This window comes from Vibrio sp. JZG120, assembly GCF_053890955.1.
Genome location: NZ_JBSRRK010000001.1, coordinates 916,286 through 943,032, shown reverse-complemented (window position 1 = coordinate 943,032; position 26,747 = coordinate 916,286). Strand labels below are relative to the sequence as shown.

Here is a 26,747-nt window from a genome sequence, read left to right as displayed (position 1 = left end):
AACATAATGGCTTCACTCTCACTTTCAGCGTTGGTCGAAAGATTGTCTCCTCAGGCTAAGGAAACACTTGAACAAGCAGCTGCGATGGCAAGCTCTCGAACCCATCACAGTATTGAAATGTCTCACTGGTTAATGACGATTATTCAACATCCTGCCGATATTTATTCAGAAGTTTTCGACGAATTTGATGTCGATAAAATCAAGGTTGAAACTGATCTTCAAAAGACACTTGAAAAATACAAAACGGGATGTCAATCGGTCCCAGGTCTTTCAGCTCACACAGTGACTGTGATGCAAAATGCTTTGCTATCGGCAACGATTGAGTTCAATCAGGAGCAGTTGGATTGCATTCATCTTTTATTTGCCTACTTGTCTGATGATACGTTAGTCAACATGGCTGGTTCGATTAGCCCTGAGTTAAACAAGATAGAACCATCTCGGTTATTGAACTTTAAAGAAAGTAATACGCGTCAATCAGGATCGAATGACCTAGGGAAATCAAACGCGAATTCTGCGCTGAATCAATTTACAACAGATCTTACTGAGCAGGCTAGGGAAGGTAAGATAGATCCGGTTATTGGTAGAGACAATGAAATCCGTTTAATGATCGACATCTTATTAAGACGTCGACAAAACAACCCGATTCTAACTGGTGAAGCTGGCGTTGGAAAAACAGCCGTTGTTGAAGGTTTGGCGCAAAAGATTATTGATGGCGATGTACCTCCTGCTCTACAAAATGTAGCGATTAAGTCTTTGGATCTGGCGTTATTGCAAGCTGGTGCTGGCATGAAAGGTGAGTTTGAAAACAGACTTAAAAACCTTGTGAAAGAAGTTAACGACGCACCACAACCCATTATTTTGTTTATCGATGAAGCACATGGTCTGATTGGTGGTGGGGGACAAGCAGGACAAGGTGATGCAGCGAATATTCTAAAGCCAGCGTTAGCGAGAGGTGAACTCAGAACGATCGCAGCAACAACTTGGGCAGAATATAAAAAGTATTTTGAAAAAGACGCGGCTCTTACCAGACGCTTTCAAGTAGTGAAGGTCGACGAGCCAGCGCCTGAGCTTGCGGTCGAGATGTTACGTGGTTTACTTGATGTAATGGCACAACACCATGACGTCCACATCACTAGCCAGGCTCTCAATGCTGCCGTTCAACTCTCAGCTCGATACATTAATGGCCGACAACTGCCAGATAAGGCTGTGTCTGTTTTAGACACAGCCTGCTCGCGAGTCGCGTTAAGTCAATCGTCTACACCGGGAGGTCTAGATGCGAAAAGGAATAAACTAAAAGCTAAGCAAGCTGAGTATGAGCACCTAAGCCAAGAAAGTCAGCTAGGTGCACCTCTTGATATGCAGTTGCAAGATGTCAGAAAAGAGATTGATGTTCTATCTAGTGAAATAGTTGAACTAGAGATGCTGTGGGAGAAAGAAAAAGAGTGGGTAAGTGAAGCTAAGTCACTTAGAGCTCAAATAATCAAGGAGGGTTATGAGACTGCTAGGGACAAGTTACAAGAGCTCGAAAGTAGCCTCTCCGCTAACTCGCAGCCATTAGTATTTTCGCATGTCAATGAAGCGCTTGTTGCAGAAGTAATTTCAGATTGGACCGGGATACCACTGGGCAAACTTCAGGATGATGAAATCCAAGCTGTACTGAGTTTGAAAGAGAGTTTGTGTAAACGAGTTGTCGGACAGGATCACGCTTTGGAAGTCATGTCTGAAGTGATAAAAACTGCCAGTGCACAGCTCACGGATGAGACACGACCAAATGGTGTATTTCTTCTCACGGGACCAAGTGGAGTGGGTAAAACTGAATCTGCTTTAGCTATTGCAGAGAAAGTGTACGGCAGTGAAGAGAATGTCACAACTATCAATATGTCCGAGTTTAAAGAAGAGCACAAAGTTTCCTTATTATTAGGCTCGCCTCCAGGTTATGTTGGGTATGGCGAAGGTGGTGTACTTACTGAAGCCGTCAGACGCAAACCTTATAGTGTGATTCTCTTGGATGAAATGGAAAAAGCACACCCTGGAGTTCAAGATATTTTTTATCAGGTATTCGATAAAGGCTCAATTAAAGATGGTGAAGGTCGCGATATAGATTTTAAAAACACTATTATTATTATGACCGCGAATACAGGGACCGAAACGACGATGTCTTTGTATTCTGATCCTGATTTATCTCCAGAACCTTCAGCACTAAAAGATGCTTTGCGTGACGATTTGTTGGTTGACTTTAAACCTGCATTTTTAGGACGTGTTAATGTATTACCTTATTTGCCTCTATCAAGAGAAGTATTGATAGAAATAACAAAATTAAAATTAGCCAAAGTTACGAATCGCATTCGTAAAAATTACGGCGCTGACCTATTTTTTGATGAAGAACTAATTAATGATATTGTAGACAATAGTAATGAGTCGGGGAGCGGTGCACGTGTGGTACAGACAACCATAGAAAACACATTACTTCCTAAGATTTCTCATGAAATATTGCATGCAATTCTTAATGATAAGACGTTTGATGAAATTATTGTTAAAGGTACAACTAGTGGACTTGATGTCTCAATAGTTTAACATCCTTTACACTCTCAATAATAATTGGGAGTTGGTTCATATTAACTATTATTTTTTATAAAAAACGCTTAAATTAAGTCTTATTTAAAGATATAACAGGGCGTATTTAAAATGAAGTTTTTGATACATTAATCACTAATTATCATCAAACGTCAGATAATTAAATTACTACGATATATGTCAATTAATAATGCTATAGGAGATTAGCATGCAGTCTAATACGTATCTTAAATACGCAGATATTAAGGGTGAGGCAACTGCCGAGCAATATAAGGATTTGATTACACTACTATCTGTAGATTGGAGTGTAGGTCGTGAGATCTCATCATACACTGGTACAGCGATGGACCGTGAAGCGAGCGCTACTCGTCTATATGATTTGACTATCACTAAACTTCAAGACCGTTCTTCTCCTGACTTATTTAAAGAAGCGACAATTGGTAAAGGTAAACCTGCGGTTTTCCATATTACTAAGCAAGGTGAGAAAGTTGAAGAAATCATGAAGATCGAACTGACTGATGCGATGATTTCTAACTACTCAGTTTCTATCCAGGATGATCGTCCAGTTGAAACCATCACTATTTCTTACACTGAAATGATGATGACAGTGACTCCTACTGACGATAAAAACAACACTTCTGCGCCATTGGTATACGGCTACAGCGGTGTTAAAGGTCAACAAATGTAATTTTTATGCGGGGGAATATTCCCCCGCATTTTTTGAAAGAAGTATTTAATGAAAAGAGCAACTCAAGATAACAATTTCATCCGAATTTCCTCTCCATTCGGAAAAGATGCCATCATACTAAACTCATTTGAGTATAGAGAAGAGATCTCAGAACTTTTTTCATTGCGTGCTAAAGCTTACTTTAATGATCAACGAAGTGAGTTAAACGAAATAATTGGTAAAGAAGTAACAATTACCCTTGAAAATAGTGAGGATGTTTCTTCAAAACCTCGTTATATACATGGTTATGTATCTGCTGCAAGATTAGAAGGGCAACGAGTTTCTAATACTCATAATGGTGAGAATTATAAAAATATAGAGTTATTAATAGAGCCTAAATTACGTTTCGCCGATTATAGAAAAAATTGCAGAATATTTCAGCATAAAGATATAAAAGAAATTATCTCCGAAGTACTCTCGGAGCATAGTGTTGCCTTTAGTTTTGAGTTAACTAAGTCGTACCCTAAATACACATACAAAGTGCAATATGAAGAGTCAGACCTTGAATTTGTCCGACGCTTATTGTCAGAAGAAGGGCTATCGTTCTGTTTCACACACACTAAGTCTGTCCACACGCTTAAGATTTTTGACGACATCAGTTTCTATAAGCCGGGTACAGAGTTTTTAGTCGATTTTGATACAGGTACGGCTAAGTCTAGCCATATTTCTTCTTGGCATGAAACCCAAGTTTTGACGACGAAAGCAAGCCAAAAGTCTGGCTATAACATGCTTAAGCCTTCGTCTAATCCTAAAAATACTGCCAAGGGTGAAAGTGATTTTTTTACCGTGCCTGAAAGCGAGTATTTTGAATACATGGGTGAAACGGAAAGTGATGATCAATACGCACTTAGAAACACGCACGCTATAGAAGCACTACAGCAAAACGCATATCTGTGCCGTGGTGAGGCAACGTGTCGAACGTTCAGTGTGGGAAAGTGCTTTAAGTTTAAAAAGCATGAAGATAAGTCTCGAGTCGGCAAAGAATACGTACTGTCCTCCGTTTTTTTATCTGCGGCTGTTTATAATCAGACTGGTCAAGGTGGCACTACTGCGCAAGGTGTCAAAGTATCATTTAGTTGTGTTGACTCAAAAACAATCCTTCGCCCTTCAGTGAACTATCCGAAACCTCAGATGAAAGGTTTGCAAACCGCAGTGGTAACGGGAAACAAAGATGGCGAAATTTACATAGACAAACACGGTCGTATTAAAGTTCAGTTTCACTGGGATCGTGTTGGTAAATACGATGTAAACAGCTCATGTTGGATTCGTGTTGCGCAAAATATCGCGGGTAACGGATGGGGCTCGGTGTTTCATCCTAGAGTAGGACAAGAGGTCATCGTCGAGTTTGTCAATGGCGATCCTGACCAGCCAATTGTTACGGGGTCACTGTACAATGGTAGTCAACTCCCTCCCTACACGTTACCAGAGCAAAGCTCTCAAAGTGGTTATAAATCGCGTTCTGTACAAAAAGGCACATCTAATTTTAATGAGTTGCGCTTTGATGACAAACCCGGTGAAGAACACATCTATCTTCATGCCGAAAAACTTTTCCAAATGCTAGTTGAAGACTGTGTTGATATTGCCGTTGAAAACAGTAAAACCGAAAAAGTGACGAATGATGTCAATCAAGAGATTGGCAAGAATGCGACCTTGAAAGTAGGTAAAAACTTTTCTAATGAAACGGGTGAAGTGCTGTCTTTTAATGCAGGAAAGAGTATCGAGATCAAAGTCGGTGGCGCTTCGATTCAGATGTCTAGTTCCGGAGAAATCAACATCAAAGGCAATAAAATATCTATTAACGGCTCTGCTATCGCTCTTAAAGCTGGGCAAATTTCATTGAACTAAGGTGATTTAAAGTGGGTAAACCAGCCGCAATATTGGGCAGCTTTCATCTTTGTCCTAAAAAAACAGGAAAAATTCCTCATGTAGGTGGCCCCGTCGTAGTTGGCTCGCCAAACGTGACAATTGGCGGCATTCCAGCGGCTAGGCAGGGAGACAAGCTTATCTGCATAGGTCCTCCGGATAGCATCTCAGCAGGCTCTTCTAGCGTTACAATCAACGGTAAGCCAGCGGCAAGGGTCGGGGATTCAACGTCTCATGGTGGTAAAATTCTGTCTGGCATGCCTACGGTTTTAATCGGAGGCTAGATGCCACTCGCATTTCAAACTCATCTTCTTGCCATTAATGGCAGGCCATACACTGTTCGTGAGATAGCTAACGAATGTTTTAGATTGCCCGCAGAAACACCAAGATCCTATCCTGATCAACCACTGTATGAGCAGATATTAAATCTTGTGCGCTCAAAGCGCGAGATACTGGAGCAAAGTGATATCAAAGGGAATATCTGTGTTCTTTTACCGTCTTCGGTAGATAAAAGCTTGCTTAAGGCATTGATAAACGAGTTTTCTCTTATCCTTGGTAACTCTGCCAATAGAGAAATTTATTTTTATCCTTATGGTCAAGCGGCGTTCTTGATGGCGCTAAATCGGATAAACCGTGAAGTTAACGAAACACAAGCAACTTGGATACTGGCTATAGAAATTGCTCGCGATGCAGAAGAGCATGCCAAATCTCAAAACTCGATCATTTTGACGAAGTGCTTTTTTCAACAGTCCGGCCTTGTTACTGATGATGTTCGAATTGATTTAGATACCAAACAACAAAGCATTGCTGTCGATAAAGTGTTCAAACAACTTGGAGTAGGGTGTGATCACTCACTTAGTGAGTTGCATTTATCCATTGATGGAGATGAGCCTCGATGGTTAAATGCTATGCAACTCTTGTCTCCCTGGGTGACCGATCAAACTCAGTATCAATTTATTGATGTTAAACTAGGAGGGCTGGGCGCATGCGGAGGTGTTTTAAAAGTGTTAATGATTGAGGAGCATCAAAGAAGTAGCCTCAACTCAGACTTCCACGTTTTGCAAGCTGATATCGAGCCAGATGGTTATACGGTGGGAGTTCTATACAATTGGCATAACGAGTAGTTCTGGATCTAGTTTGTCCCTTCTAAACGTTGGCTTTTAATGGTTTAAATGTGACGGTTATGTTTACTCGAGACCATCACTTAATGTTGCTTAAAAGGTGTTTATACAACGTTCTTCTCGCTTTCCGGTGAAATAGTGAACCATAGAACATAAACTACATGAAAAGCTGTTCGACTCAAGATATCCTAACCCAAATTAAATAAATTGAGCTTTGGTTTGTGCCAGATTCAGCCAGTCACGTAATACTCTGATGTTTACACGGCTGAAATTCGGATTCTTGCGGGAGCAAACCTTGCTTAAAGATTTGGCGGAAAGTGAATTCGAATGAAGTTTATCCACACCTCAGATTGGCATCTTGGTCGACAATTCCACAATGTATCACTACTCGAAGATCAACAAGCAGTACTCGAACAACTGATTAACTATATTGAACACAACCCCGTCGATGCCGTTGTAGTGGCGGGAGATATTTATGACCGTTCGGTGCCACCAACGGTTGCAATAGAACTGCTAAATCGAGTCGTGAAGCGTATTTGTACTGAACTGAAAACACCGATGATATTGATATCTGGCAACCATGATGGTGCAGAACGATTAGGTTTTGGCTCAGAGCAAATGAAAAATGCAGGCCTTCATATTGTTAGTAACTTTGAAGATATGCTAACTCCCATCATCATAAAAACGGACTCTGCGGGTGAGGTAGCGTTTTATGGCATGCCTTATAACGACCCTGAACAGGTCAGATTTGCCTACAAAACCTCGGTATCAACTCATGATGAGGCACATCAACTGCTTGTAGAGCAAATAAGAGAGCATTTCATTTCAGAGCAAAGGCGTGTTCTCGTTAGCCACTGTTTTGTTGATGGTGCTATTGAGTCTGACTCTGAACGACCACTATCTATTGGTGGCTCTGATCGCGTAAGTCATGAGCATTTCTTAGATTTCGACTACGTCGCACTTGGTCATTTACATCAGCCTCAGAAGAAAGGCGCAGAGCATATCCGTTATTCTGGTTCACTTATGAAGTATAGTTTTGGTGAACAGAACCAGAAGAAAGGCTTCACGTTAGTCGAACTAGACAAGAAAGGATTTGTCTCTGCTAAACATATTGAGCTAATTGCCCCTCATGAAATGCGCATTGTTGAGGGAGAGCTAGATAAAGTCATAGAGCAGGGCAAGACTGACCCTAAAAATGAAGATTATTTGTTAGTTCGTTTGATGGATAAACATGCGATTTTAAATCCAATGGAAAAGCTTCGTTCGGTGTATCCAAACGTTTTACATCTTGAGAAACCGGGTATGTTAATTGGGGTAGAGCAGGAAATGGCGCAAGCAAAGTTGGCCCGAAGCGAAATTGATATGTTCCGAGACTTTTTTATTGAGGCACAAGATAGTCAATTATCCCAAGAGCAAGAACAAGCCGTTACTGACATTATTAAGCAATTATCACAGCAATAGGGACCAAAGATGAAACCAATTAAACTTACCATGCAAGCCTTTGGTCCGTTTGCAAAAACCGAAGTCATTGACTTTGAAAAGCTTGGCCGTAACCCTCTGTTTTTGATTAATGGTCCTACAGGCTCAGGTAAAACGTCGATCTTAGATGCCATTTGCTTTGCCCTTTACGGTGAAACTACCAGTAATGAGCGGCAAGGCATCCAGATGCGATGTGACTTATCGGCGCAAGATTTACCAACCGAAGTCGTTCTAGAATTTTCGTTACATGGCAAACAATACCGAGTTGTGCGATCTCCAGAGCAGGAAGCGCCCAAAGCGCGTGGTGAAGGGATGACGGTAAAAAAGCACACTGCGGCTCTTTATGAACTCGGCGAGACCGAAAAGCTCATCACTAGCAAGACGACTCAAGTTAAAACAGAAGTGAGCAATATTATTGGTTTGAATGAAACGCAATTTCGCCAAGTAATGGTATTGCCTCAAGGAAAGTTCCGAGAGCTGTTGCTTGCTAGTTCTAAAGAGCGCGAAGAAATTTTTGGTCAGCTCTTTCAAACGGACATATATAAAAAAATTGAGTACGCGCTCAAGGATAAAGCGAGCGCAATCAGTAAAGCAAAAGATGAATTTGATAATCAAATTCGAGGCGCTTTACAAGTTGCAGGAGTGAGTTCAGAGCAGGAACTATTACACCAGCTTGAACAAGCAGCTGAGCAGCTAGAGGTCGATAGAAAGAATGAACAAGCTTCGTTAGATAAGCTAAATGTTGCTAAATCTGAATTACAAAAAGCGGAAACTATTAATGGAGAGTTTTCGAAACGAGAGCAAGCAGAAAACGCACTCAAGCTGCATCTAGAACACTCAGACTCGATAAAAGTTCGTCAACAGCAATTAGAAAACGCTAAAAATGCCAATAAGATAGAATTACCCTACGTTTCATTACAAAATGCAAAAGCTCAAACTCAAGAGCTCAGACAAAAAATAGTTGCTTTGAAAGAGAGCCTTGATAAAGCCAATGCTGTTACGAAAGAAAAAGAAAACTTGCAGCAAAGTGCAAAAGAAGCCGCGGCAAAAGTCCCACAGTTAACGCAGCTGCAGTATCAACTTGAAAGCATGAAAGACAAGTTGCTTGAAAAAGCCAACTTGGAAAGCAAAATAACGGCAGGTCATCAACAAAAACAACAATTTGAAGCAACGTTAAAACAGTACATAGAGCTGAAAGACAAGTTAGCGTTTCAGGCGCAACAGGGCCAGAAAGATCTAGAGCAAGCCCGAGTAGATGTTGCGCTTGTTGGCAGCATCGATGCGGAAATAAAACAAAAACAACGACTCCTACAGGATCTACAAAAGCTGCATGGTCTTACTTTGGAGCTCTCTAAACTCACGGCGTTAACCGTAAGCAAGCAGCAGTCATTACAGGAAGCCAGTCAGCGCTATATGCAGTGTCAGCAAGCCGCTGATACGATAGAGCTTAAGTGGCACAACGCTCAAGCGGCAGTATTAGCGCAGCGACTAAAGTCAGGGGAAGCATGTCCGGTATGTGGCAGCCAAGTGCATCCTAACCCTGCAACGTTTGTTGAAGAAATCGTTACAAAAGAGCAAGTTCAGGCGGCTAGAGCGAAAGAAAGAGAAGCTCAAGCATCATTGAACCAGCTAAGTAATCAGCTAGAGCAACATAACGTTGTCATTAGTCAGTATCAGAATCAATGTAACCAGTTGAAAGAAGAGCTTGGTGAGCATGCAGCATCTGAGATCTCGACGGTTCAAACTGAGTTACAGGCGCTTAATGATCAACTTCTACGTCTACAGTCTATTGATATTGAAAAGCTAGAAAAGAACGTTGAGCAGCTTAATCAACGCTGCTTAGTGGGTGAAAACAAAATTCATGAGCTGCAGAATAAAATGGCGGCAAATGAATCAACTGTTCAAGCAAACCAAGAACAATTGACTCAGTTACAAGCTTCTATCGATCCAAAATACAGTTCCGTTGATGCGCTTGATCTCGAAATTACGCTGACAAAAGAGCAAATTCTGACCTTGAATACAGGTTTAGAAAAGGCGCAAAACGCTTTGCAGCAAGCGGTATTAGCGCAATCGAATGCTGAAAGTCAGTTAGTGACGAACAAGCAGTGGCTATCTGAGTCAGAACAAAAGCTTAGCCAAGCAGAATTAGCGTGGAATGAGGCATTACAGGCGAGTAAATTTGAGGATGAAAGCAGTTATCTAAATAGCAGAGTGACAGATGATGAGCTTCAAGCGTGGCAGAAAGAAATAGACAACTTCAAACAGACACAAACCAAGCTTGAACAAACACTACATGATTTAAACCATGCATTGAAAGCGCTTGAAAGACCGGACTTGGATTCGCTTAACGACAGCTTAACCACTCTGCAGGCGCAGTATATTGAAGTAAGGAATCAGCTCGATACCACGCGCTCAACCTTTGAGCGAATTGAAAAAGTTCGTAAAGATATTGCTACGCTGCATGAGAAAAATAGCAAGTTAGAAGAAGAGTACAAAGTGTTTGGTACGTTATACGACGTTGCCAGCGGTAAAACAGGCAGCAGGGTTAGCCTGCATCGCTTTGTTCTTGGTGTACTGTTGGATGATGTTTTAATTCAGGCCTCTCAACGTTTAAGCCTCATGAGTAAAGGGCGCTATATTCTTGCTCGAAAAACAGAGGGCTTCAAAGGCGCTGCGGGTCGCGGCTTAGATTTAATGGTTGAAGATGGTTACACAGGAAAAACACGTGATGTTGCGACACTTTCCGGTGGTGAATCGTTTATGGCAGCGCTTGCATTGGCGCTTGGCTTGTCGGATGTTGTGCAATCCTATAGTGGTGGTATCCGTTTAGACACTTTATTCATTGATGAGGGGTTCGGTAGTTTAGACCCAGAATCTTTGGATCTCGCGATTCAAACGCTAGTGGATTTACAACAGACTGGACGCATGATCGGTGTTATTTCTCACGTTTCTGAGTTAAAAGAACAAATGGCGCAGAGGATTGATGTTGAACCATCAAGAGTCGGTTCGACAGTATCGGTCAAATCTCAATGTAGCTTCGCTGTCTAATTCAGTTGCTATCACAAAACCCAAAGCCCCTATCTAGGGGCTTTCTTACTTAATCGCTACTGTTCGCAAAAGTGGCCTTCTTTTGGCGACTGGGTAATCGCATACTCACCATCTAGGTTGCGATAAACAACTGTATTCCAAATAGAGCCATCATCCAATTCAAACTCAATGGCATAGTTGACGCCGCTAACGATTTGCGCGTGAACGTTCAGTATTTGTTTGAACGACGCTATTGTGTCCATTCTTTTCAAAACAAAAGCCATTGCCTTTTGTGCATCAGGGGTAGCATTAAACTCATTCCACCCACCTGGCATGTTTCCTTGTGTATTACATACATCTGCCGAGGTTGTTAATTGTGTCGCTTGGCTTGGGTTTTCCTGCTGGCAACCTGCAAGCAATACCAAAAGTGCACAAACTGACACTGTTTTTAATTTCATAACAATAACCTCTGTCTATATCGCGACGTATTATAGGAGGGGGATATGACAGCGTATGTCTATATTGTGCAAAGTTTCTATATGCATACGGTTAAATGCTGACAAAATATATAAGTATGCCCAACTTGTAAGTAAAACATAGAACAATATTGTTAGGGAATTGCTGACATAACGAGGTTTTGGTGTTCAGCATACTATTGACAATGAAGAACTGTGATGTCTAGCTACGTACCTTTGGGACAGTGGTGCGACTTAGTGATCGATTTGCTACCTTCTACAGTAAAATCAATCACTAAATCAAATTTAGGTGTTGTATGAAATCGCTAAAAACATTATTACTTTTATCACTTGTTACTTTATTTGGCTGTACCTCTAAACCTGATGGGGTGGAGCCAGTTAACAATTTTGATTTAGAGCCTTATCTAGGCAAGTGGTATGAAATCGCACGGCTCGATCATTCGTTTGAGCGTGGTCTATCCAACGTTACGGCCGATTATCGGCTTCGCGAGGATGGTGGGGTTAAGGTGACAAACCGCGGATATTCAGAAGAAGATCAACAGTGGTCCGAAGCTGAAGGTAAAGCTTATTTTGTTGAAGACGAAACGGTTGCGCACTTAAAAGTCTCCTTTTTTGGGCCAATCTATTCTTCTTACATTGTGTTTGAGCTAGGTGAAAACTATGACTATGCGTTTGTCTCTGGTTACAACCACGATTACTTGTGGCTATTGTCTAGAACACCCAACGTTGATGAGAAAATCCTGGAGCGTTTTAAGCAGGTTGCTAAAGAGAAAGGTTTCGCGTTAGATGAGCTAATTCTCGTTGATCAAGAGAGTGGACGACAGTTTTAAGTTCATCAATGTGACTTCTAAAATCAACAGAAGCGAAGTTTCTGTCTCGCGGTTTTGAGTTTTGCTTGGAATATTTTTGTTACCTTGTAACCTCATGTGGTCAAAAATATAGCCCCATCATTTGTGATTACTCGTGATGGGGCTTATATAAATTTGAGTGAGCGTCGAAAGGTAGATCTATCGACAAACGGTTATGGTTTACTTAATCAAACGAACGATCAGAGAGCCAGGCGCCCGAATAGATTCCACATTGTGGCTGAGCACTGTACCACTTGTAGGGGCGGTGTAGCGCTCAACTTCAGTGCCAAAGCTGTCGTATTGAATCGCAACCAGTTGGCCTTGCTCGACAAAATCCATCAAACCAACATGAGGTAGTACAAAGCCGCCATGTGTCGCTTTCACACTGACGATCTCGTTTCCTTCCAAGCATGAAGTGATAGGCTCTATCTCACCTTCTACGACATTATGCTGCTTCAACACATTAAAAATGCCTGATACGGTTCGACTAATGAGTTTTTGCTCTGTGTAGCGCCCCATACCCACTTCAACCGTAATGCTTGGGACACCATGGTTATTCCAAACTGTTTCAAGGACGCCAGCATCTCCGGGATCATTTAAAATCGCATCAGGATTAATGAGACGAGCCATTTCTAATGATTGCTCAATTCGGAAGTCTGCAAACACGTATAGTGGATAGGCCGCACCACTGGTTTGAGTGTGAAGGTCAATGGCTAAATCAGCATTTGGCTTGAGCAGATCATTCCACAATGCATATAAGTAGCGTTGTGCCTCATTGCCGTTTTGGTCACCAGGGAAAAAGCGGTTTAAGTTTGCAGGAGACGCATCAGGGTCTGCGGAATAGAAATCGCGGCTGTGGTTTAGCATACCTGGCATGTTAATGGTTGGAACAATAGTGACAGTACCAGCGACTTCAGTGCCAATGAGTTCTCTAGCGGTCTTCTGCGCTGCTAACACACCATTATATTCATCACCATGAACCCCTGCGGTGATCATGATTTTCTTGCCAGGTTTTTCACCTTTGAATACCAAAACAGGAAGATGTTGCCACTGAGAGAGCGCGTTGGTCGCGATGCGGAACCAAAACTTATGCTCACCCGGACCTAGGTCTGCTACATTGAGAGATTGAATCACTTGATGACCTTGAATCATGTCATCGAGAAGTTGTGTTGCCATTAAAGTTACCACTCCAAAACCATAAGCCAATCTAAAACCTTAACGTCGCCATACGAAGAGTATTAATAAGGCGAGAACGTGTCTCGCCTTAGTGCCAATTGATTTCGTTTTACGCAAACCCCATCATATGAGCTGCGATAACGACGACACTCGACAGGGTAAAGAGTAATAGGATAAATCGCCAGCAGAATTTTGCCCAATCACCCCAGTCGATGCGGCAGACACCAAGCGTTGCCATCAAGGATGCTGAAGTAGGGACGATAACGTTGGTAAAGCCATCTCCAAGTTGGAATGACAAAACGGCAACTTGGCGCGTGACACCTGCAATATCCGCCAATGGCGCTAATAAAGGCATCGTCAGTGCCGCTTGTCCAGATCCGGAAGTAACGAAGAAGTTGAAGATAGATTGGAATACATACATTAACCATGCCGCAGCTACGTCAGGAAGCCCACTGATCACGCCGCCAGCACTGTTCAGAATAGAGTTCAGTACACTCGCTTCATCGGTCGTACCGCCACCTAGGATAAGTAACACACCTTTTGCACAACCAACCAATAGAGCAGGAGCAAGCATAATAGCCGCCCCCTCTTTAAACGCATCGGCTGCGCAGTTGAGCGTCATACCGTTTAAGCGAAAAATCGTACCGATGATCGCGACAACAAAGCCCATAGTGAAGAATTGAGAAGCGATTTCTGGGATGTACCATGCGTTAGCGACCACGCCCCAAACAACCCATACTGTGGTCGCGATGACCGTAAGAATGACGAGTGTATCGCCGATATTCCAACGAGAATCTTGATTGCCAAGCTCTTGCTGACGGAAGTATTTGTCTGTGCGGTGGCTGTAAGAAAGTTCTGGGTTTGACTTCACACGAGCGGCGTAGAGCATTGTGAAAGCGATACCGATTAACGTAAAGCCAACCCATAACCCCATGCGCACAGTCATGCCGGATAAAACAGGTACACCCGCAATGCCTTGTGCAATAGCAACGGAGAAAGGGTTCATCCAAGAAGTAGCGAAGCCAATTTGAGTCGCAACATAGGTAACCATTACCGTAGTGATACCATCATAACCAAGGCGAACCATAAGCGGAGCGATAATAATCGCAAATGCTACGGCTTCTTCACCCATACCAAATACCGCACCGCCTAGCGAGAACAGCAAAAATAGCACTGGAATGAATAGCGCTTCGTTACCTTTGGTCTTATCGATAAGGCGCAGGATACCGTTGTCGATGGTGCCTGTGCGCATTACAACGCCGAAAGCACCGCCGATAACCAACATGAACATAATCACGCCGATCGCGCTGCCCCATTTAGAGCCAGAAACTAGCCCTTCGAAAGGGAAGTTCATTAAACCAATGCCACCACCAGAAGCAAACAGGCCAACCTTGTTGTAAACCAATTCACCGTTTTCATCGGTTGCATAAGAGAATGAAGATGGATCAATAACCGTGCGTGTTTTTTCCGCACCATCGACCATATAAGTCACTTGCTGACTGTCAAAATGGCCAGCAGGAATTAAGTAGGTAAGAATCGCAGCGAGAATACCAACAATGAAGATCAAAATGAGGGTATCTGGCATCTGCCATGATTTGGGTGTAGCAACCGAGTCTGCTGGTTGCGCATGTGTGTGAGACATAACTTACTTCACGTTAAATTCAATGAAGCATGAAATATCAATAAACCAGAATAAAAAGTCAATATTAATGGAAATTTTGAACTATAAATTCATCAAATATTTGAAGTGAAGTCATTGTGATTATTTTACAAGCAAAGTTTGGTTAAATGTTTTGGCTCGGTTCGGGGGCTCACAAGCTCTTGTTGTGAGCCGAGATAAACAAATCATTTGTCTTGCGTCTGTTCTGCATAAAATGCAGCGACATCACGAAGATCCTCATCATTTAACATTCTTAACTGTGCGCCCATCATTTCGGCAAGCGGCCCTTTACGTTCGCCTGCTTGGTAAGACTTCATCGCATCGTATAGATACTGAGCATTTTGACCTGCAAGATTTGGGTAGGCATTATTTCCTGCGACGCCTGTGGCACCATGACAATAGACGCAGCTAGGGGATTTGATTTTACCTTTATCAGCATCACCAAAAGGCGCGGCATGGCTAGCGGAAGAGAAAATAAGAGAGGTTAGAATTACAAATCTGAACATGAAGATTGTCTATTCGCTAAAAAGTCATATCGATACAATAAAGCTTCCCCTTAGGGGAAGCGCAATGATCAAAATCAAACTAAAGCAGAGATTTAATGCTTGATAAGAAATTGTCGATATCTTGCGCTGAAATGTCTTTATGAGTCACGAAACGAATGGGGTTTCCAGGTGTTATTGTAATATTTTGTTCCTTCAGTTTTGCAGCGATACTTACTATGTCCACTTGAGGATCAAGCTTCGCGAACACGATGTTCGTTTGAACAAAATCAGGGTTGACTGAAAAGCCAGGCAGTTCTGCTAAACCTTCTGCTAAATTTTTTGCGTTGACATGATCTTGTTTTAGCTGTTCCACTTGTTCGGTAAGGGCAAGTTTGCCAGCTGCGGCAAGAATACCCGCTTGACGCATACCACCGCCGACCATCTTTCTTAAGCGACGTGCTTTTGCGATGTACTCTTTGCTACCAAGCAGTAACGAACCAACAGGGGCAGCCAAACCTTTCGACAGACAAATCGTCATTGAATCAAAATACTGACCGATTTCTTTTACCGGAACATCTAAAGCAACCGCTGCATTGAATACTCTTGCGCCGTCGAGATGCATCTGCAAGTTATGTTTATTCACGAAGTCACGAGCTTCTGCTAAGTAAGACAGAGGCAGCACTTTGCCATTAATCGTGTTTTCTAAGCTGAGCAGCTTGGTACGAGCAAAGTGACAATCATCTGGCTTAATCGCCGCTGCCAGTTTATCAAATGGGAGTGTGCCATCTGGGTTATTTTCGACTGGTTGAGGTTGAATTGACCCAAGTACTGCTGCGCCGCCAGCTTCGTACTTGTAGTTATGTGCTTGCTGCCCACACAGATATTCATCTCCGCGTTCACAATGCGCCATTAGGCCGAGCAGATTGGCTTGCGTGCCTGAAGTGGTAAACAAAGCCGCTTCGAATCCTGCAAGCTTTGCGGCAAACTCCTCAAGCTCATTGACCGTAGGGTCATCACCATAAACATCATCCCCAACGGGGGCCTTAAACATGGCCTCTCGCATGGCTTGGGTAGGCTGTGTAACGGTATCTGATCGAAAATCCATGAATGTCTCCTTGGTCAAAGTCCTAAATATATCCGCAAAGGCGCGCTTTGCTTAAACAAGCGATCGTTTTGGCATCGGTAATTGTGCCATCAATAATCTTGTCTTCGAGTTGTTGGAGTGACAAGGTAACAACCTCAATCACTTCATCTTCATCACATTCGTAACGGTTGGTTTGGCTGAGCTTCTCAGCAACAAATAGGTACTGTATCTCATCACAAAATCCGGCAAGGGGAGTGACTTGGCCGAGAGAAGTGAATTTTTCTGCACTATAGCCCGTTTCTTCTTCTAGCTCTCTTTTCGCGCAGCAGAGAGGGTCTTCATTGCCTTCTCTTGTACCAGCAGGAAGCTCCAAAAGCCATTTATTAAGTGAAGGGCGAAATTGATGGACAAGGACTACCTCACCTTCCGTTGTAATAGGGAGAATCACCGCAGCGCCCGGATGATGGATTGTGGTGTGCGTAATTGCCTGTCCTGTAGGAAGCATAACCTCTTCTTCAATCAGAGAAATTTGCTTCCATTTATGAATTATTTTGCTCATGCAGTTATTAACCCTAGCTGTTACCGCATTTTGACGTTTTTCGACATTAACCACAAATGGTGGGAAACAAAAGCAAAAAATGTTGCAACACGACGAAAGCGTTTGCACTTTCAGTGAGCTGTATCTCATAAATGGAAACTTTGATTGCTGGCTAAAGAAGGGGGTAAGCATCTGCTATAAGGGGAATTCAACAAAATACATTTGTAACAAAGTTATAACAAGTGTATAAAAATGTTAACGCAATACCAGTTCAGCAGCCGGAGAACGTATGACACAAACCTTATTTGCCTCAAATGCCGAAAAAGCGCTTCTCTCAGAACGCATCAACAAGTTGGCTAAAGCGTTAACGGATGGCGTTTATGAACGCGAACATACCATCAAGCTCTGCCTCCTTGCGGCACTTGCTGGTGAAAGTGTTTTTCTTTTAGGCCCACCTGGCATTGCAAAAAGCTTAATTGCCAAGCGACTTATCCAAGCGTTCGATAATAGCAGTTACTTTGAATACCTGATGACTCGATTCTCAACACCTGAAGAAGTTTTTGGGCCACTGAGTATTCAAGAACTCAAAGATAACGGTCGTTATGTTCGCTTAACTAAAGGGTATTTGCCAACCGCACAAGTCGTATTTTTAGATGAAATCTGGAAGGCGGGCCCCGCCATTCTGAATACATTGCTGACAGTGGTCAATGAGAAAACGTTCAAAAATGGCAGCGATATTGAGCGTGTGCCAATGCGTTTGTTGGTATCGGCGTCCAATGAACTGCCAGATGAAGACAGTGGTTTGGATGCACTCTATGACCGCATGTTGGTGCGCGTGTTTGTGAATCGAATTCAGAATAAACAAAACTTTAAGTCGATGTTGACGGTAGGCACGTCACAAGAGGCACAAGTGCCAGAAGGGCTAGCAATAACAGATGAAGAATATCATCAATGGCAACAGCAGCTCGACAAGCTGACGTTAACCGATAATGCATTCGAGAAGCTTTTCCAGCTTAAAACGATGTTAGAAAGCAAAGTCGAAGCTCAGTTTGGCGATGTCGCTAATACCGACATGTATGTGTCTGACCGCCGCTGGAAGAAAGCCGTGAAATTGCTAAAAGCGAGCGCGTTTTTTAATGGACGCGATGAAATCAACCCACTTGATCTACTGTTGCTGCAAGATTGTTTATGGAACAGCCCTGAATCGCGAGACGTGGTACGCGAAGTGGTCCAAGAGTTCGCCCTAAAACATGCATTTGACCAACAAGACGCCGAACAGGAAATTGAATACTGTCGCGAGTCTTTGGTCGATGTTCAGCATGAGCTTGAAGATGCCTACCGCATGACGTTAACGTCTGAAGCGGCAACGGGTATTCTGCGCAAAGAAACCATGCGTTTTGATACCTCTAAAGCTAAGACCTACAAAGTTGGCGCAGCCGTTAACTTAGTTAAACTGGTTATTTTGCAAAGCAACATGTCGGTTTCAGAGTCAGAGAAAGGCGATAGCCGCTGGGTTTACGTGCCAAAAGATGAGCTAGACCGAGTCATCAAAGAAGGACACGGTGATGTGTATGGCTACGTCAATCAAAACACCAACATGTGTCGTTTACGATTTGATGTTGATGCCGCAAATAACCTAGTTATCCGTGATATCGCAAACCGAGGCATTCTGGTGAGCTTAGTGACTCAAGAGGGCTTGGATGTAGAGCTTTACCAAAAGTGGTTAACGCAGAGTGAAAAAGCCGTAAATCAACTCAGTGAAGCAGAGCACCATATGCGCAAGGTAAAAGCGAATTTCCATGATGCGCTTCCGCATAGCTTTGTTGATCCGGAACTACCACGCCTAATGGAGTCGAGTCTTCAGCAGGTCAGTCAGAGACTTGAGTCTATCCAAGCTGAAAGCGAGAAAGTTATCCAACGCTTTAAAAACTTACATCAGTTTTTCTCATAAGGAGACGACATGCTAGGTGCAGACGGACTTAACCTCGCGCTGATGGTAGCCGACTCTGGCATCATCGATAGCGCAGTTAATGATTTAATGGCGCGTTCACAAGTCATGATGATGGCGGAAAACCGAGGCGTTAAATCTTCAGTCAAAGGCCACTTATTAAAGTGGCGAGGCAGTGTTAAAAAACGGATTACCAAGGTATGTGAGACAGAGCGTTTCCAACAAGAGCTGTCTTTATATCAAGAGGTCATTCACTGGGATGAAGAGGCGTTTTTCGAAAACATCGAAGATGTGATTAAAAAGCTTGAGTGGCACTCCGCTTTTTATATGCAGGCTCGCCGAATGATGGAGAAGAACAAGGGGATGAATAATCCCATGTTCCCACATTACTTCTGTGATCAATGGTACCAAAGCCTAGCCGATGCGATTAAGCAAGCGCAAGTAAGCGAGCTTGAGGCCAATAAAGAGAAAGTGCTGAATGACCTGTATCAGCGTATGGAGACCATGCGTAATATGGATAAGGTCACGGAGTCGGGTGATGCTGAAAGTGTCGGGCGCTTATGGGATATGGCATCTGCCAAGTTGAGCAAAACTGACTTAACAGTGATGAAACGCCATGCGGAGTTTCTGAAGAAGCACCAAGGCTTGCAAGAAATAGCCGAGCAACTTGGTCGTATGGCGGGGCAAGTGAATGATCCCGAACTTAACCGCGCGCCTACCGAAGAGCTACAAATGATCGAAGAGAAGAGTGATGAAGCGACAGATGATATTGTCGGCATTCACGAAAGCGATGATTTAAATAAGCTACTTCCCAACGAAACGATGTTTTTGGCGTATCCTGAACTCGAGGTCGTGTTCTATAAACACTTAGTCGATAAACGACTTATGAACTACCGTACACAGGGCAAATCGCGCACGTTACGTAAAGTTAAAGCTCACCGACCTGACAACAAAGCGGTAGATATCGAAAAAGGACCGTTTATTGTGTGTGTGGACGCGTCCGGCTCAATGAGCGGGTTTCCTGAGCAATGCGCCAAAGCCATGGCTTATGCGCTGATGCAAATTGCATTAGCGGAGCAACGTGATTGCTATGTCATAATTTTTTCGACGGAACACATTACGTACGAGCTAACCAAACAAGATGGTCTGCGCGAGGCGGCGGACTTTTTAACTTATAGCTTCCATGGTGGTACAGACTTAGAGCCAACTTTGATCAAATCTATCGACTTGATGAGCGGTGATAAGTACAAAAATGCCGATATGGTGGTCATTTCCGACTTTATCGCGCCAAAACAACAAGACGAGTTGCTTGCCAAAGTGGATGCGCTTAAAGCGAAGAAAAACCGTTTTCACGCGATCAGCCTATCTAAATACGGAAACCCGGCATTGATGTCGATGTTTGATCACACGTGGTCTTATCATCCTAATGTTGTGGGCAGGTTGCTTAAACGGGTCGGTAATTACTAAGTGACATTGAAATTCTATTGAGTAAAACGTACAGAAAGCTAGATTTATATTGCTTCGTTTTAAGCCGATAAGATCGAACTTTGGTCTAATTGGCTTAAAAGAAATCAAACAAACAGAAAATGAAAGATTTTTGTTTGACTATCTTCTCTCAATCCGTAAAGTAGCCACCAACGCAACGGGGAAGAGCCCTGAAGCGAAGTAAAAAAGGCGCCTTGGCAGAGTGGCTATGCAGCGGATTGCAAATCCGTGGACCTCGGTTCGACTCCGGGAGGCGCCTCCATTATTCTTTGAGAGTGAATGGCTTTCGAGAATCAATGCGACACTAGCTCAGTTGGTAGAGCGCAACCTTGCCAAGGTTGAGGCCACGAGTTCGAACCTCGTGTGTCGCTCCAAATTATTCAGATATGGCAATTGCGGTATCTCGATGCCAAGTGCATCAACTTAAAACCAGCGAAAGCTGGTTTTTTTGTATCTGAATATTGATAAATTTACGCCATCCCAATTTCTTGAACTGTGGGTATAACACTTGTTTCTGTCACCAGTTATGCTGTTAAGTGTGACCCGATATTTCGCAGATTGACCAATATCAGTTTAAAATGTCGGTCTCCAAAGGATTTGACGAAGACGCATGAGAAATACCGACGATTACATCATTTTCTATCACCTGATCGAGCAAGGCTCATTCAGTGCTGCAGCAAGACACATGTCATTGACCAAATCGGTTGTCAGTAAACGCATCGCGAAGCTTGAGCAAGAGCTTGGTGTACAGCTTCTTTACCGAACAACGCGAACGTTAACGTTGACGGAGGCAGGGCGAGCGTTCTTTACTCATGCAAAAGCCGTTTATCAAGCGGTGGCAACGGCAGAAGAATCCATTGTGGGGTTAGGTAAGAATTTATCTGGAAACATTAAAGTTTCTGTACCCACTATCTCTGGTGAGTTAATTCTTCCTCAAGTGATCAGTGAGTTTAATCAGAAATACCCTGACATCAATATCGACATGGATCTTGATAATCGTTTTGTCGATATTGTGAATGAACGCTTTGATTTGGCCATTCGAACGGGAGTGTTGCCAGATTCTAGCCTGATCGCAAGAAAGCTGGTGGATGCCAATTGGATTGTTTGTGCGTCACCTCAATACCTTGCTAAACATGGCATTCCTAAGCAACCTCAAGCCTTGGATAAGCACAATTGTTTGGTTTATTCCTACCAAGAAACCGGGGCGCGTGAGTGGGCGTTTAAAGAGGGAGACGAGGTGTATCAAATTACAGTCGACGGTAACCTCTGTACCAACAACTCTTCGGTATTGAGAAACGTCGCACTGTTGGGGCAGGGAATCATCTATGTGCCACGTGTCTTAGTTTATGAAGACTTAAAGCAAGGCCGCCTGATTCAATTGTTCAAAGACGAAACCGCCAAATGTTTGGGTATTTATGCGGTGTATCCTTACACTCGTCAACAACCAGAAAAAATTAAGATCTTCATTGATCATCTATACACCAGCTTTCAAAGTCAAAATCATCGATTTTAAGACAATAACTCACACCAATCGTTATGTTGGTGTTGAGTTATTGTTTCCATCTTCATTTCTAATAATTCTTATAAATTTAGAAGCTTAAGCTTTCTCCTTGTTTTATCACTAATATTGATAACAAGATGCTGCGCACAACTGTTAACAAATGGTTTTGCTATTGTTTCTTTTAAGAAACGGTCTGTTTCTTGCGTTAAATTTTCCGAATGTGAAAGATAAGTGACAGAAAAATAAAAGAATTATTTTGTTTGTTGTCTATTGGTTAAGTGTTGCTCGCCTGCCTGACATAGACGCCGAGAAATGGACTGCTTATAGTGGCTCAAACGCCCATTACCGTCACTAAACGGTGATGTGAGCGAAGTACAATAACTAGAGATACGGATATGAAACAAAAGCAGCTGATTGACGAATTTAAAACTATCGTTGGGGAAGAAAATGTCCTAACCGACGAGGTTAAAACAAAATACTACCGCTCGGGTTTTCGCTCAGGTAGTGGCACTGCGCTTGCTATCGTGTTTCCTAATACTCTTGTAGAACAATGGAAGATCATTAAACAGTGCGTTGAAGCAAACTGCATTATTATTATGCAGGCTGCCAAAACAGGTTTAACAGAAGGCTCAGCTCCAAGTGGTAATGATTATGACCGTGATGTGGTTGTGATCAATATTACCAAAATCAAGAAGATTCACTTATTAGATGGCGGTAAGCAGGCGGTATGCTTGCCTGGTGCAAGTTTGCACTCATTGGAAAAAGAATTGAAGGCGGTGAACCGAGCGCCGCACTCTATCATCGGTTCTTCATCATTAGGTGCCACTGTGGTTGGTGGTATCGCCAATAACTCAGGCGGTGCGTTAGTCAAGCGTGGTCCTGCTTACACGGAGTTGGCGATTTATGCGCAGGTCGATAAGCAAGGCCAGTTACACCTGGTTAATCACCTTGGTATTGAAGGTTTAGGTGAAACGCCAGAAGAAATTCTGACAAACCTGCAAGAAGGAAACTTTGGCCCAGCGAAGATCATTCATGACGAGCGAATGGCATCAGACAAAGAATACGATGAACGTGTTCGAGACGTGACTTCTGACATTCCTTCTCGCTTTAATGCCGATGAACGTCGTTTATTTGAAGCCAGTGGCTGCGCTGGTAAATTGGGTGTTTTCGCCGTTCGAGTTGATAGCTACCCAGTACCCGAAAAAGAGCAGGTTTTTTACCTTGGCACCAATGATCCTGCGAAACTGACGAAGCTGCGAAAAGATTTCTTATCTACGTTTGAGAACTTGCCTGAGATGGGAGAATACTTGCATCGAGATATCTTCAACATGGCAGAGAAGTACGGCAAAGACGTCTTTTTATCCATCGACTTGCTAGGCACAGATAAGCTGCCAAAAATGTTTGCACTTAAAGCTAAAGTAGAAAATGTCTTAGAGCGCGTCCCGTTTGTTAGTAAATACCTGCCAGACACCATTTTGTACTACGCGAGTAAGTTGTTCCCACAACATTTACCAGAACGAATGCTGGATTTCCGCGACAAGTATGAGCATCACCTGGTATTAAAAATGAGTGATAGTGGTATTGCTGAGGCACAAAAATACCTCAAAGAAGTTTGGGCTGTTGAAGATGACTGTGATTTCTTCGAGTGTACGCCGGAAGAGGGTAAAAAAGCTTATTTACATCGCTTTGCAGCAGCAGGTGCAGCAATTCGTTACGAGACGATTCACCGAAAAGACGTAGAAGACATCGTTGCACTTGATATCGCTTTGCGACGTAATGATGAAGAGTGGCTAGAAACTTTACCGGAAGCGGTGAGTAAGAACCTTGTTCAAGCGCTCTATTATGGTCACTTTATGTGTTATGTATTCCATCAAGATTACATTTTCAAAAAAGGGACCGACACGAAGTTGATGAAAAAGCTGATGTTAGAACACCTCAATAGCCGTGGTGCTAAATACCCAGCAGAACATAATGTGGGTCACTTGTACGAAGCTGAAAATTCGCTGCAGAAGTTTTACCACGAGCTAGATCCAACCAACACCTTTAACCCTGGTATTGGCAAAATGGACAAATATAAGCGCAATTGTAACTGCTGTGCATAAGCATTGAATATTCATCAAGTCAACCTGGTGGAACACTATATGGCCGACCAGGTTGGCTTTTTACTCTTTGACGCTAAAAATCAACTCAATTTCATCATCAAGTCTTCTTCCTGTTGGGGTAAAACCAAGCTTTTGGTAAATATGGAGAGCATTCCCTTCCTCTTTATCCATTGTGGTCAGGGACACGCCTCGTAAACCGATAATGGAAGCGTATCGCTTACTAAAGCTAATCGCTTGATTTCCCAATCCCTTTCCTTGAAAACGATGGTCAATCATGACGCGCCACACGTACAAATGATCCTTTTGAAAGTGATCATCGAACTTGTCGAGTAGTCTTGGATCGATAAGAGAGATGAGCCCTGCTGGCTTGTCGTCTAAATAAATGCCGTAACTGACGCTATCGTCGTTGAAACTCGCCTCTGCAAGCCATTCTGCGTTATTAGCAATGAGGTGTTTTTGGGACACTTCCACGGAGAGGTCGATAATGTCATCGATGGTGTTACCGTTTATTTTTAAAAAGCTAACGTTATTCATGGTAATCTTCCTTGGATAGGTATTTATCTAAAACCATTTGCGCAACATAAAGATCTTGATAGGCAATTCCTGAGCTATCAAAAATAGTAATGTCGTTTTTGTTCCTTTCTTTTAATTGAAGCTTGTCACCGATCTGATAGATCTCTTTATCTGGCGCATGCTGGAACTCACCAATCGTTTTGGACTGAGATAAATAATCACAGTAGAGGGTGGTGTTCTCAAATAGCGATGGTGGAAGTTCCTGTTTTCCTATTTTATCTGCTCCCATTGCAGAAATATGAGTTCCAGGTTTTACCCATGAAGATTCAAACAAAGGAGCGGTGGACGCTGTAACGGTAACAATAATATCTGCGCTTTCACAGGCTTCTTGAGCGGATTTGATGTCTGTTGTTAACCCTTCTTTGCTTAGCTCTTGCGCTAGTTGGTTGGCGTTAGTCTGATTTCTACCAACAATCAGGACTTTAGATAGATTCCTAACTTTTGCAATGGCAAGCGCTTCGTATTTAGCTTGATGACCTGTGCCAAATAACGCAAGTACAGATGAATCTTGTCTCGCCAGTAGATCAACAGCGATGGCATCAGCTGCTGCAGTTCGGTAGGCATTGACCAAACTTGCTGACAAAATGGCTTTCATTTCCCCCGTATCCGGTGAAAGAAGAAAGATATGAGTGCCATGGTTTGGTCGCCCAAACTGGTTGTTGTTTGGCCAATAGCTTCCCATTTTCCAACCAAGTAATTGGTTTGTGCATGCTGATTTGAGTGAAAACATTGAGCCTTCGACCGGGCCTGATGCGTTAACGACCGGAAATATTGATGAGTGCTGATCTTGTACTGAAGAAAATGCAGCTTTGACCGCTTTGTATGCCAGTTCGTGAGAAATTAACGCTGCTGTCGTTTTTTCATCTAGATAAATCATGTTTACCACCCTGAAATACGTTGCCATTGCTCAATTTGACCCTCTACCAAGTCAAAGACATGGTATTTACTGTGCATCGCGCTTGTAGAGCATGCATGATTTGGGACGATGTGTACTCTAGAACCAATGGGAAAACATTCGAAGTCGATCTCGCTCCCAGAAGCCGCTTCGAGTATGCCGTGCTCTTGATTTACCTGCACGACTTTCAGTAGTTGATTCTCTTGGCCATTCGGTTGGAGAACCACGCCATAACATTGTTCGTCATGGCCTTTATCTAAAGAAAGAGCCATCCAACCAGCATCAACAAATATTTGCCCCCTCGATTTGTTGTGTCCAATAACACTACTTACTACTGAGATTGCGATATCGTTTAAGGTACACACTCCAAGTCGATGCATCACTAAGTCAAACAATGAATAGACGCCAGCTCTGACTTCTGTGATTCCACTTGTGTTTGTGTATGAACATGCCGTCGGGGTAGACCCCACGCTGACTATTTCGCAGTAAATCCCAACCGACTCGAGGCGTTTCGCTGCAAGTTGTGCAGTCGCTACTTCATTACTGGCGGATTGGTTTAATGCTTCTCGAGACTTACTGTGGTAAGACTCACCTGCGTGGAGCATCACCCCTTTAAAATCGGCCAAACCCTTATCTAAGCTCTTAGACATTGCGATTAGGGCTTCGGAATCTGCACTTACACCACCTCGGTGTCCGTCGCAATCAATCTCTATCAGGCAGCTAATGACACACCCACGTTCTTGACAGTAGGTGTTAACGAAATCGACTTGTTCCATGCTATCAAGTAAAACCACAATACTCATACCGCGTTTCAGTAGCAGTTCGACTCGCAATAGCTTTTCTTTTGATATGCCAACAGCATAGAGAATGTTTTTACAACCATAACTGGCAAGCTGTTCTGCTTCTTCAAGGGTGGATACAGTGATTGGGTCCTCTATAGAGTCAATTAAGTAAGGAAGCGCATCTAACGATTTTACTGTCTTAAAGTGGGGCCTTAGTGGTGTGCCTAGTTTCGACATATGGCTGCGCATTTGAGTAAGGTTGCTCAAAAATTTTTGTTTGTCCAAATAGAGAAATGGTGTGCCAATAGCATTGTATTGTTTTTCTAAATTAGGGTGTTCTGTATGCTTAATCATTTCTTTTACCTAAGCTTGCAAAGTGAAATTAACTATTGATGAAATGATT

The 26,747-nt window shown here is 42.9% G+C and carries 21 protein-coding genes and 2 tRNA genes; 14 read left to right on the top strand and 9 right to left on the bottom strand.

Translation table 11 applies throughout. The annotated features are described in order from the left end of the window. The first annotated feature begins 6 nt into the window (after window positions 1–6). The 7 genes from tssH (at window position 7) to ACWPOD_RS04020 (ending at window position 10,812) form a co-directional block, all read left to right on the top strand. Entirely contained in the window at window positions 7–2,574 is a 2,568-nt protein-coding gene (gene tssH, locus ACWPOD_RS04050; RefSeq protein ID WP_456231580.1) for a type VI secretion system ATPase TssH, read from the top strand. Between the two features lie 208 nt (window positions 2,575–2,782). Beyond that, the gene (locus ACWPOD_RS04045) at window positions 2,783–3,262 is read left to right on the top strand and encodes an Hcp family type VI secretion system effector (protein WP_005375967.1); all 480 of its coding nucleotides are present in this window, start codon (window positions 2,783–2,785) and stop codon (window positions 3,260–3,262) included. Between the two features lie 48 nt (window positions 3,263–3,310). Beyond that, window positions 3,311–5,146: a type VI secretion system tip protein TssI/VgrG gene (gene tssI / locus ACWPOD_RS04040; protein WP_258621813.1), complete on the top strand. Its 1,836-nt coding sequence runs from the start codon at window positions 3,311–3,313 to the stop codon at window positions 5,144–5,146. A gap of 11 nt (window positions 5,147–5,157) precedes the next feature. Then, a complete protein-coding gene (locus ACWPOD_RS04035) occupies window positions 5,158–5,448 on the top strand; it encodes a PAAR domain-containing protein (protein ID WP_005375969.1) in 291 nt (96 codons plus the stop codon). A gap of 84 nt (window positions 5,449–5,532) precedes the next feature. After that, window positions 5,533–6,288, top strand: a complete 756-nt coding sequence (locus tag ACWPOD_RS04030; protein ID WP_456231579.1) for an NAD/NADP transhydrogenase subunit beta — start codon at window positions 5,533–5,535, stop codon at window positions 6,286–6,288. Window positions 6,289–6,612: 324 nt separating this feature from the next. Further along, window positions 6,613–7,746: an exonuclease SbcCD subunit D gene (locus tag ACWPOD_RS04025; RefSeq protein WP_012842192.1), complete on the top strand. Its 1,134-nt coding sequence runs from the start codon at window positions 6,613–6,615 to the stop codon at window positions 7,744–7,746. Window positions 7,747–7,755: 9 nt separating this feature from the next. Continuing rightward, window positions 7,756–10,812, top strand: a complete 3,057-nt coding sequence (locus tag ACWPOD_RS04020) for an AAA family ATPase (protein WP_456231578.1) — start codon at window positions 7,756–7,758, stop codon at window positions 10,810–10,812. Window positions 10,813–10,868: 56 nt separating this feature from the next. Here the strand turns inward: ACWPOD_RS04020 and ACWPOD_RS04015 are convergent, their stop codons facing one another. Beyond that, on the bottom strand, window positions 10,869–11,249 hold the full coding sequence (locus tag ACWPOD_RS04015) for a cystatin family protein (RefSeq protein WP_005396397.1): 381 nt from the start codon (window positions 11,247–11,249) through the stop codon (window positions 10,869–10,871). Between the two features lie 314 nt (window positions 11,250–11,563). Here ACWPOD_RS04015 and ACWPOD_RS04010 point away from each other — a divergent pair, with 314 nt between their 5' ends. Then, complete coding sequence (locus ACWPOD_RS04010) at window positions 11,564–12,097, top strand: lipocalin family protein (protein ID WP_104970757.1); 534 nt, start codon at window positions 11,564–11,566, stop codon at window positions 12,095–12,097. A gap of 198 nt (window positions 12,098–12,295) precedes the next feature. On the opposite strand, the gene ACWPOD_RS04005 is transcribed toward ACWPOD_RS04010, so the two are convergent. The 5 genes from ACWPOD_RS04005 to ACWPOD_RS03985 all read right to left on the bottom strand — a co-directional run bounded on the left by ACWPOD_RS04005 (window position 12,296) and on the right by ACWPOD_RS03985 (window position 17,079). Beyond that, window positions 12,296–13,291, bottom strand: coding sequence for a succinylglutamate desuccinylase/aspartoacylase family protein (locus ACWPOD_RS04005; RefSeq protein ID WP_145472990.1), 996 nt, complete (start codon window positions 13,289–13,291; stop codon window positions 12,296–12,298). A gap of 109 nt (window positions 13,292–13,400) precedes the next feature. Then, entirely contained in the window at window positions 13,401–14,933 is a 1,533-nt protein-coding gene (yfcC, locus tag ACWPOD_RS04000) for a putative basic amino acid antiporter YfcC (RefSeq protein ID WP_104972668.1), read from the bottom strand. Window positions 14,934–15,136: 203 nt separating this feature from the next. Continuing rightward, window positions 15,137–15,457, bottom strand: a complete 321-nt coding sequence (locus tag ACWPOD_RS03995) for a c-type cytochrome (RefSeq protein ID WP_456231577.1) — start codon at window positions 15,455–15,457, stop codon at window positions 15,137–15,139. A gap of 79 nt (window positions 15,458–15,536) precedes the next feature. Next, complete coding sequence (ltaE, locus tag ACWPOD_RS03990; RefSeq protein WP_167427549.1) at window positions 15,537–16,541, bottom strand: low-specificity L-threonine aldolase; 1,005 nt, start codon at window positions 16,539–16,541, stop codon at window positions 15,537–15,539. A 22-nt stretch (window positions 16,542–16,563) separates the two neighbouring features. Beyond that, window positions 16,564–17,079 carry an NUDIX hydrolase gene (locus ACWPOD_RS03985; protein ID WP_047009230.1) on the bottom strand — a complete coding sequence of 172 codons (516 nt, stop codon included), beginning with the start codon at window positions 17,077–17,079 and terminating at the stop codon, window positions 16,564–16,566. A gap of 268 nt (window positions 17,080–17,347) precedes the next feature. On the opposite strand from ACWPOD_RS03985, the gene ACWPOD_RS03980 reads away from it, so the two are divergent. The 6 genes from ACWPOD_RS03980 to dld all read left to right on the top strand — a co-directional run bounded on the left by ACWPOD_RS03980 (window position 17,348) and on the right by dld (window position 24,094). After that, on the top strand, window positions 17,348–19,009 hold the full coding sequence (locus ACWPOD_RS03980) for an ATPase RavA domain-containing protein (RefSeq protein ID WP_005396405.1): 1,662 nt from the start codon (window positions 17,348–17,350) through the stop codon (window positions 19,007–19,009). 9 nt (window positions 19,010–19,018) lie between these two features. Further along, complete coding sequence (gene viaA, locus ACWPOD_RS03975) at window positions 19,019–20,473, top strand: ATPase RavA stimulator ViaA (RefSeq protein ID WP_012842207.1); 1,455 nt, start codon at window positions 19,019–19,021, stop codon at window positions 20,471–20,473. A gap of 206 nt (window positions 20,474–20,679) precedes the next feature. After that, window positions 20,680–20,753, top strand: a tRNA-Cys gene (locus ACWPOD_RS03970). 36 nt (window positions 20,754–20,789) lie between these two features. Next, window positions 20,790–20,865, top strand: a tRNA-Gly gene (locus ACWPOD_RS03965). A gap of 236 nt (window positions 20,866–21,101) precedes the next feature. Further along, window positions 21,102–22,004, top strand: coding sequence for a LysR family transcriptional regulator (locus ACWPOD_RS03960; RefSeq protein WP_167427548.1), 903 nt, complete (start codon window positions 21,102–21,104; stop codon window positions 22,002–22,004). A 383-nt stretch (window positions 22,005–22,387) separates the two neighbouring features. After that, entirely contained in the window at window positions 22,388–24,094 is a 1,707-nt protein-coding gene (gene dld / locus ACWPOD_RS03955; protein ID WP_167427547.1) for a D-lactate dehydrogenase, read from the top strand. A gap of 60 nt (window positions 24,095–24,154) precedes the next feature. Here dld and ACWPOD_RS03950 read toward each other — a convergent pair whose 3' ends face one another. Genes ACWPOD_RS03950 through ACWPOD_RS03940 form a run of 3 tightly spaced genes read right to left on the bottom strand, consistent with a single transcriptional unit; the run spans window position 24,155 to window position 26,698 of the window. Beyond that, on the bottom strand, window positions 24,155–24,628 hold the full coding sequence (locus ACWPOD_RS03950) for a GNAT family N-acetyltransferase (protein WP_167427546.1): 474 nt from the start codon (window positions 24,626–24,628) through the stop codon (window positions 24,155–24,157). After that, window positions 24,621–25,544: an ornithine cyclodeaminase family protein gene (locus ACWPOD_RS03945; protein ID WP_167427545.1), complete on the bottom strand. Its 924-nt coding sequence runs from the start codon at window positions 25,542–25,544 to the stop codon at window positions 24,621–24,623. The genes ACWPOD_RS03950 and ACWPOD_RS03945 overlap by 8 nt, the downstream gene beginning before the upstream one ends. 2 nt (window positions 25,545–25,546) lie before the next feature. Then, window positions 25,547–26,698 (bottom strand): alanine racemase, encoded by a 1,152-nt coding sequence (locus ACWPOD_RS03940; RefSeq protein ID WP_167427544.1) that lies wholly within the window; start codon window positions 26,696–26,698, stop codon window positions 25,547–25,549. Window positions 26,699–26,747: the final 49 nt, after the last annotated feature.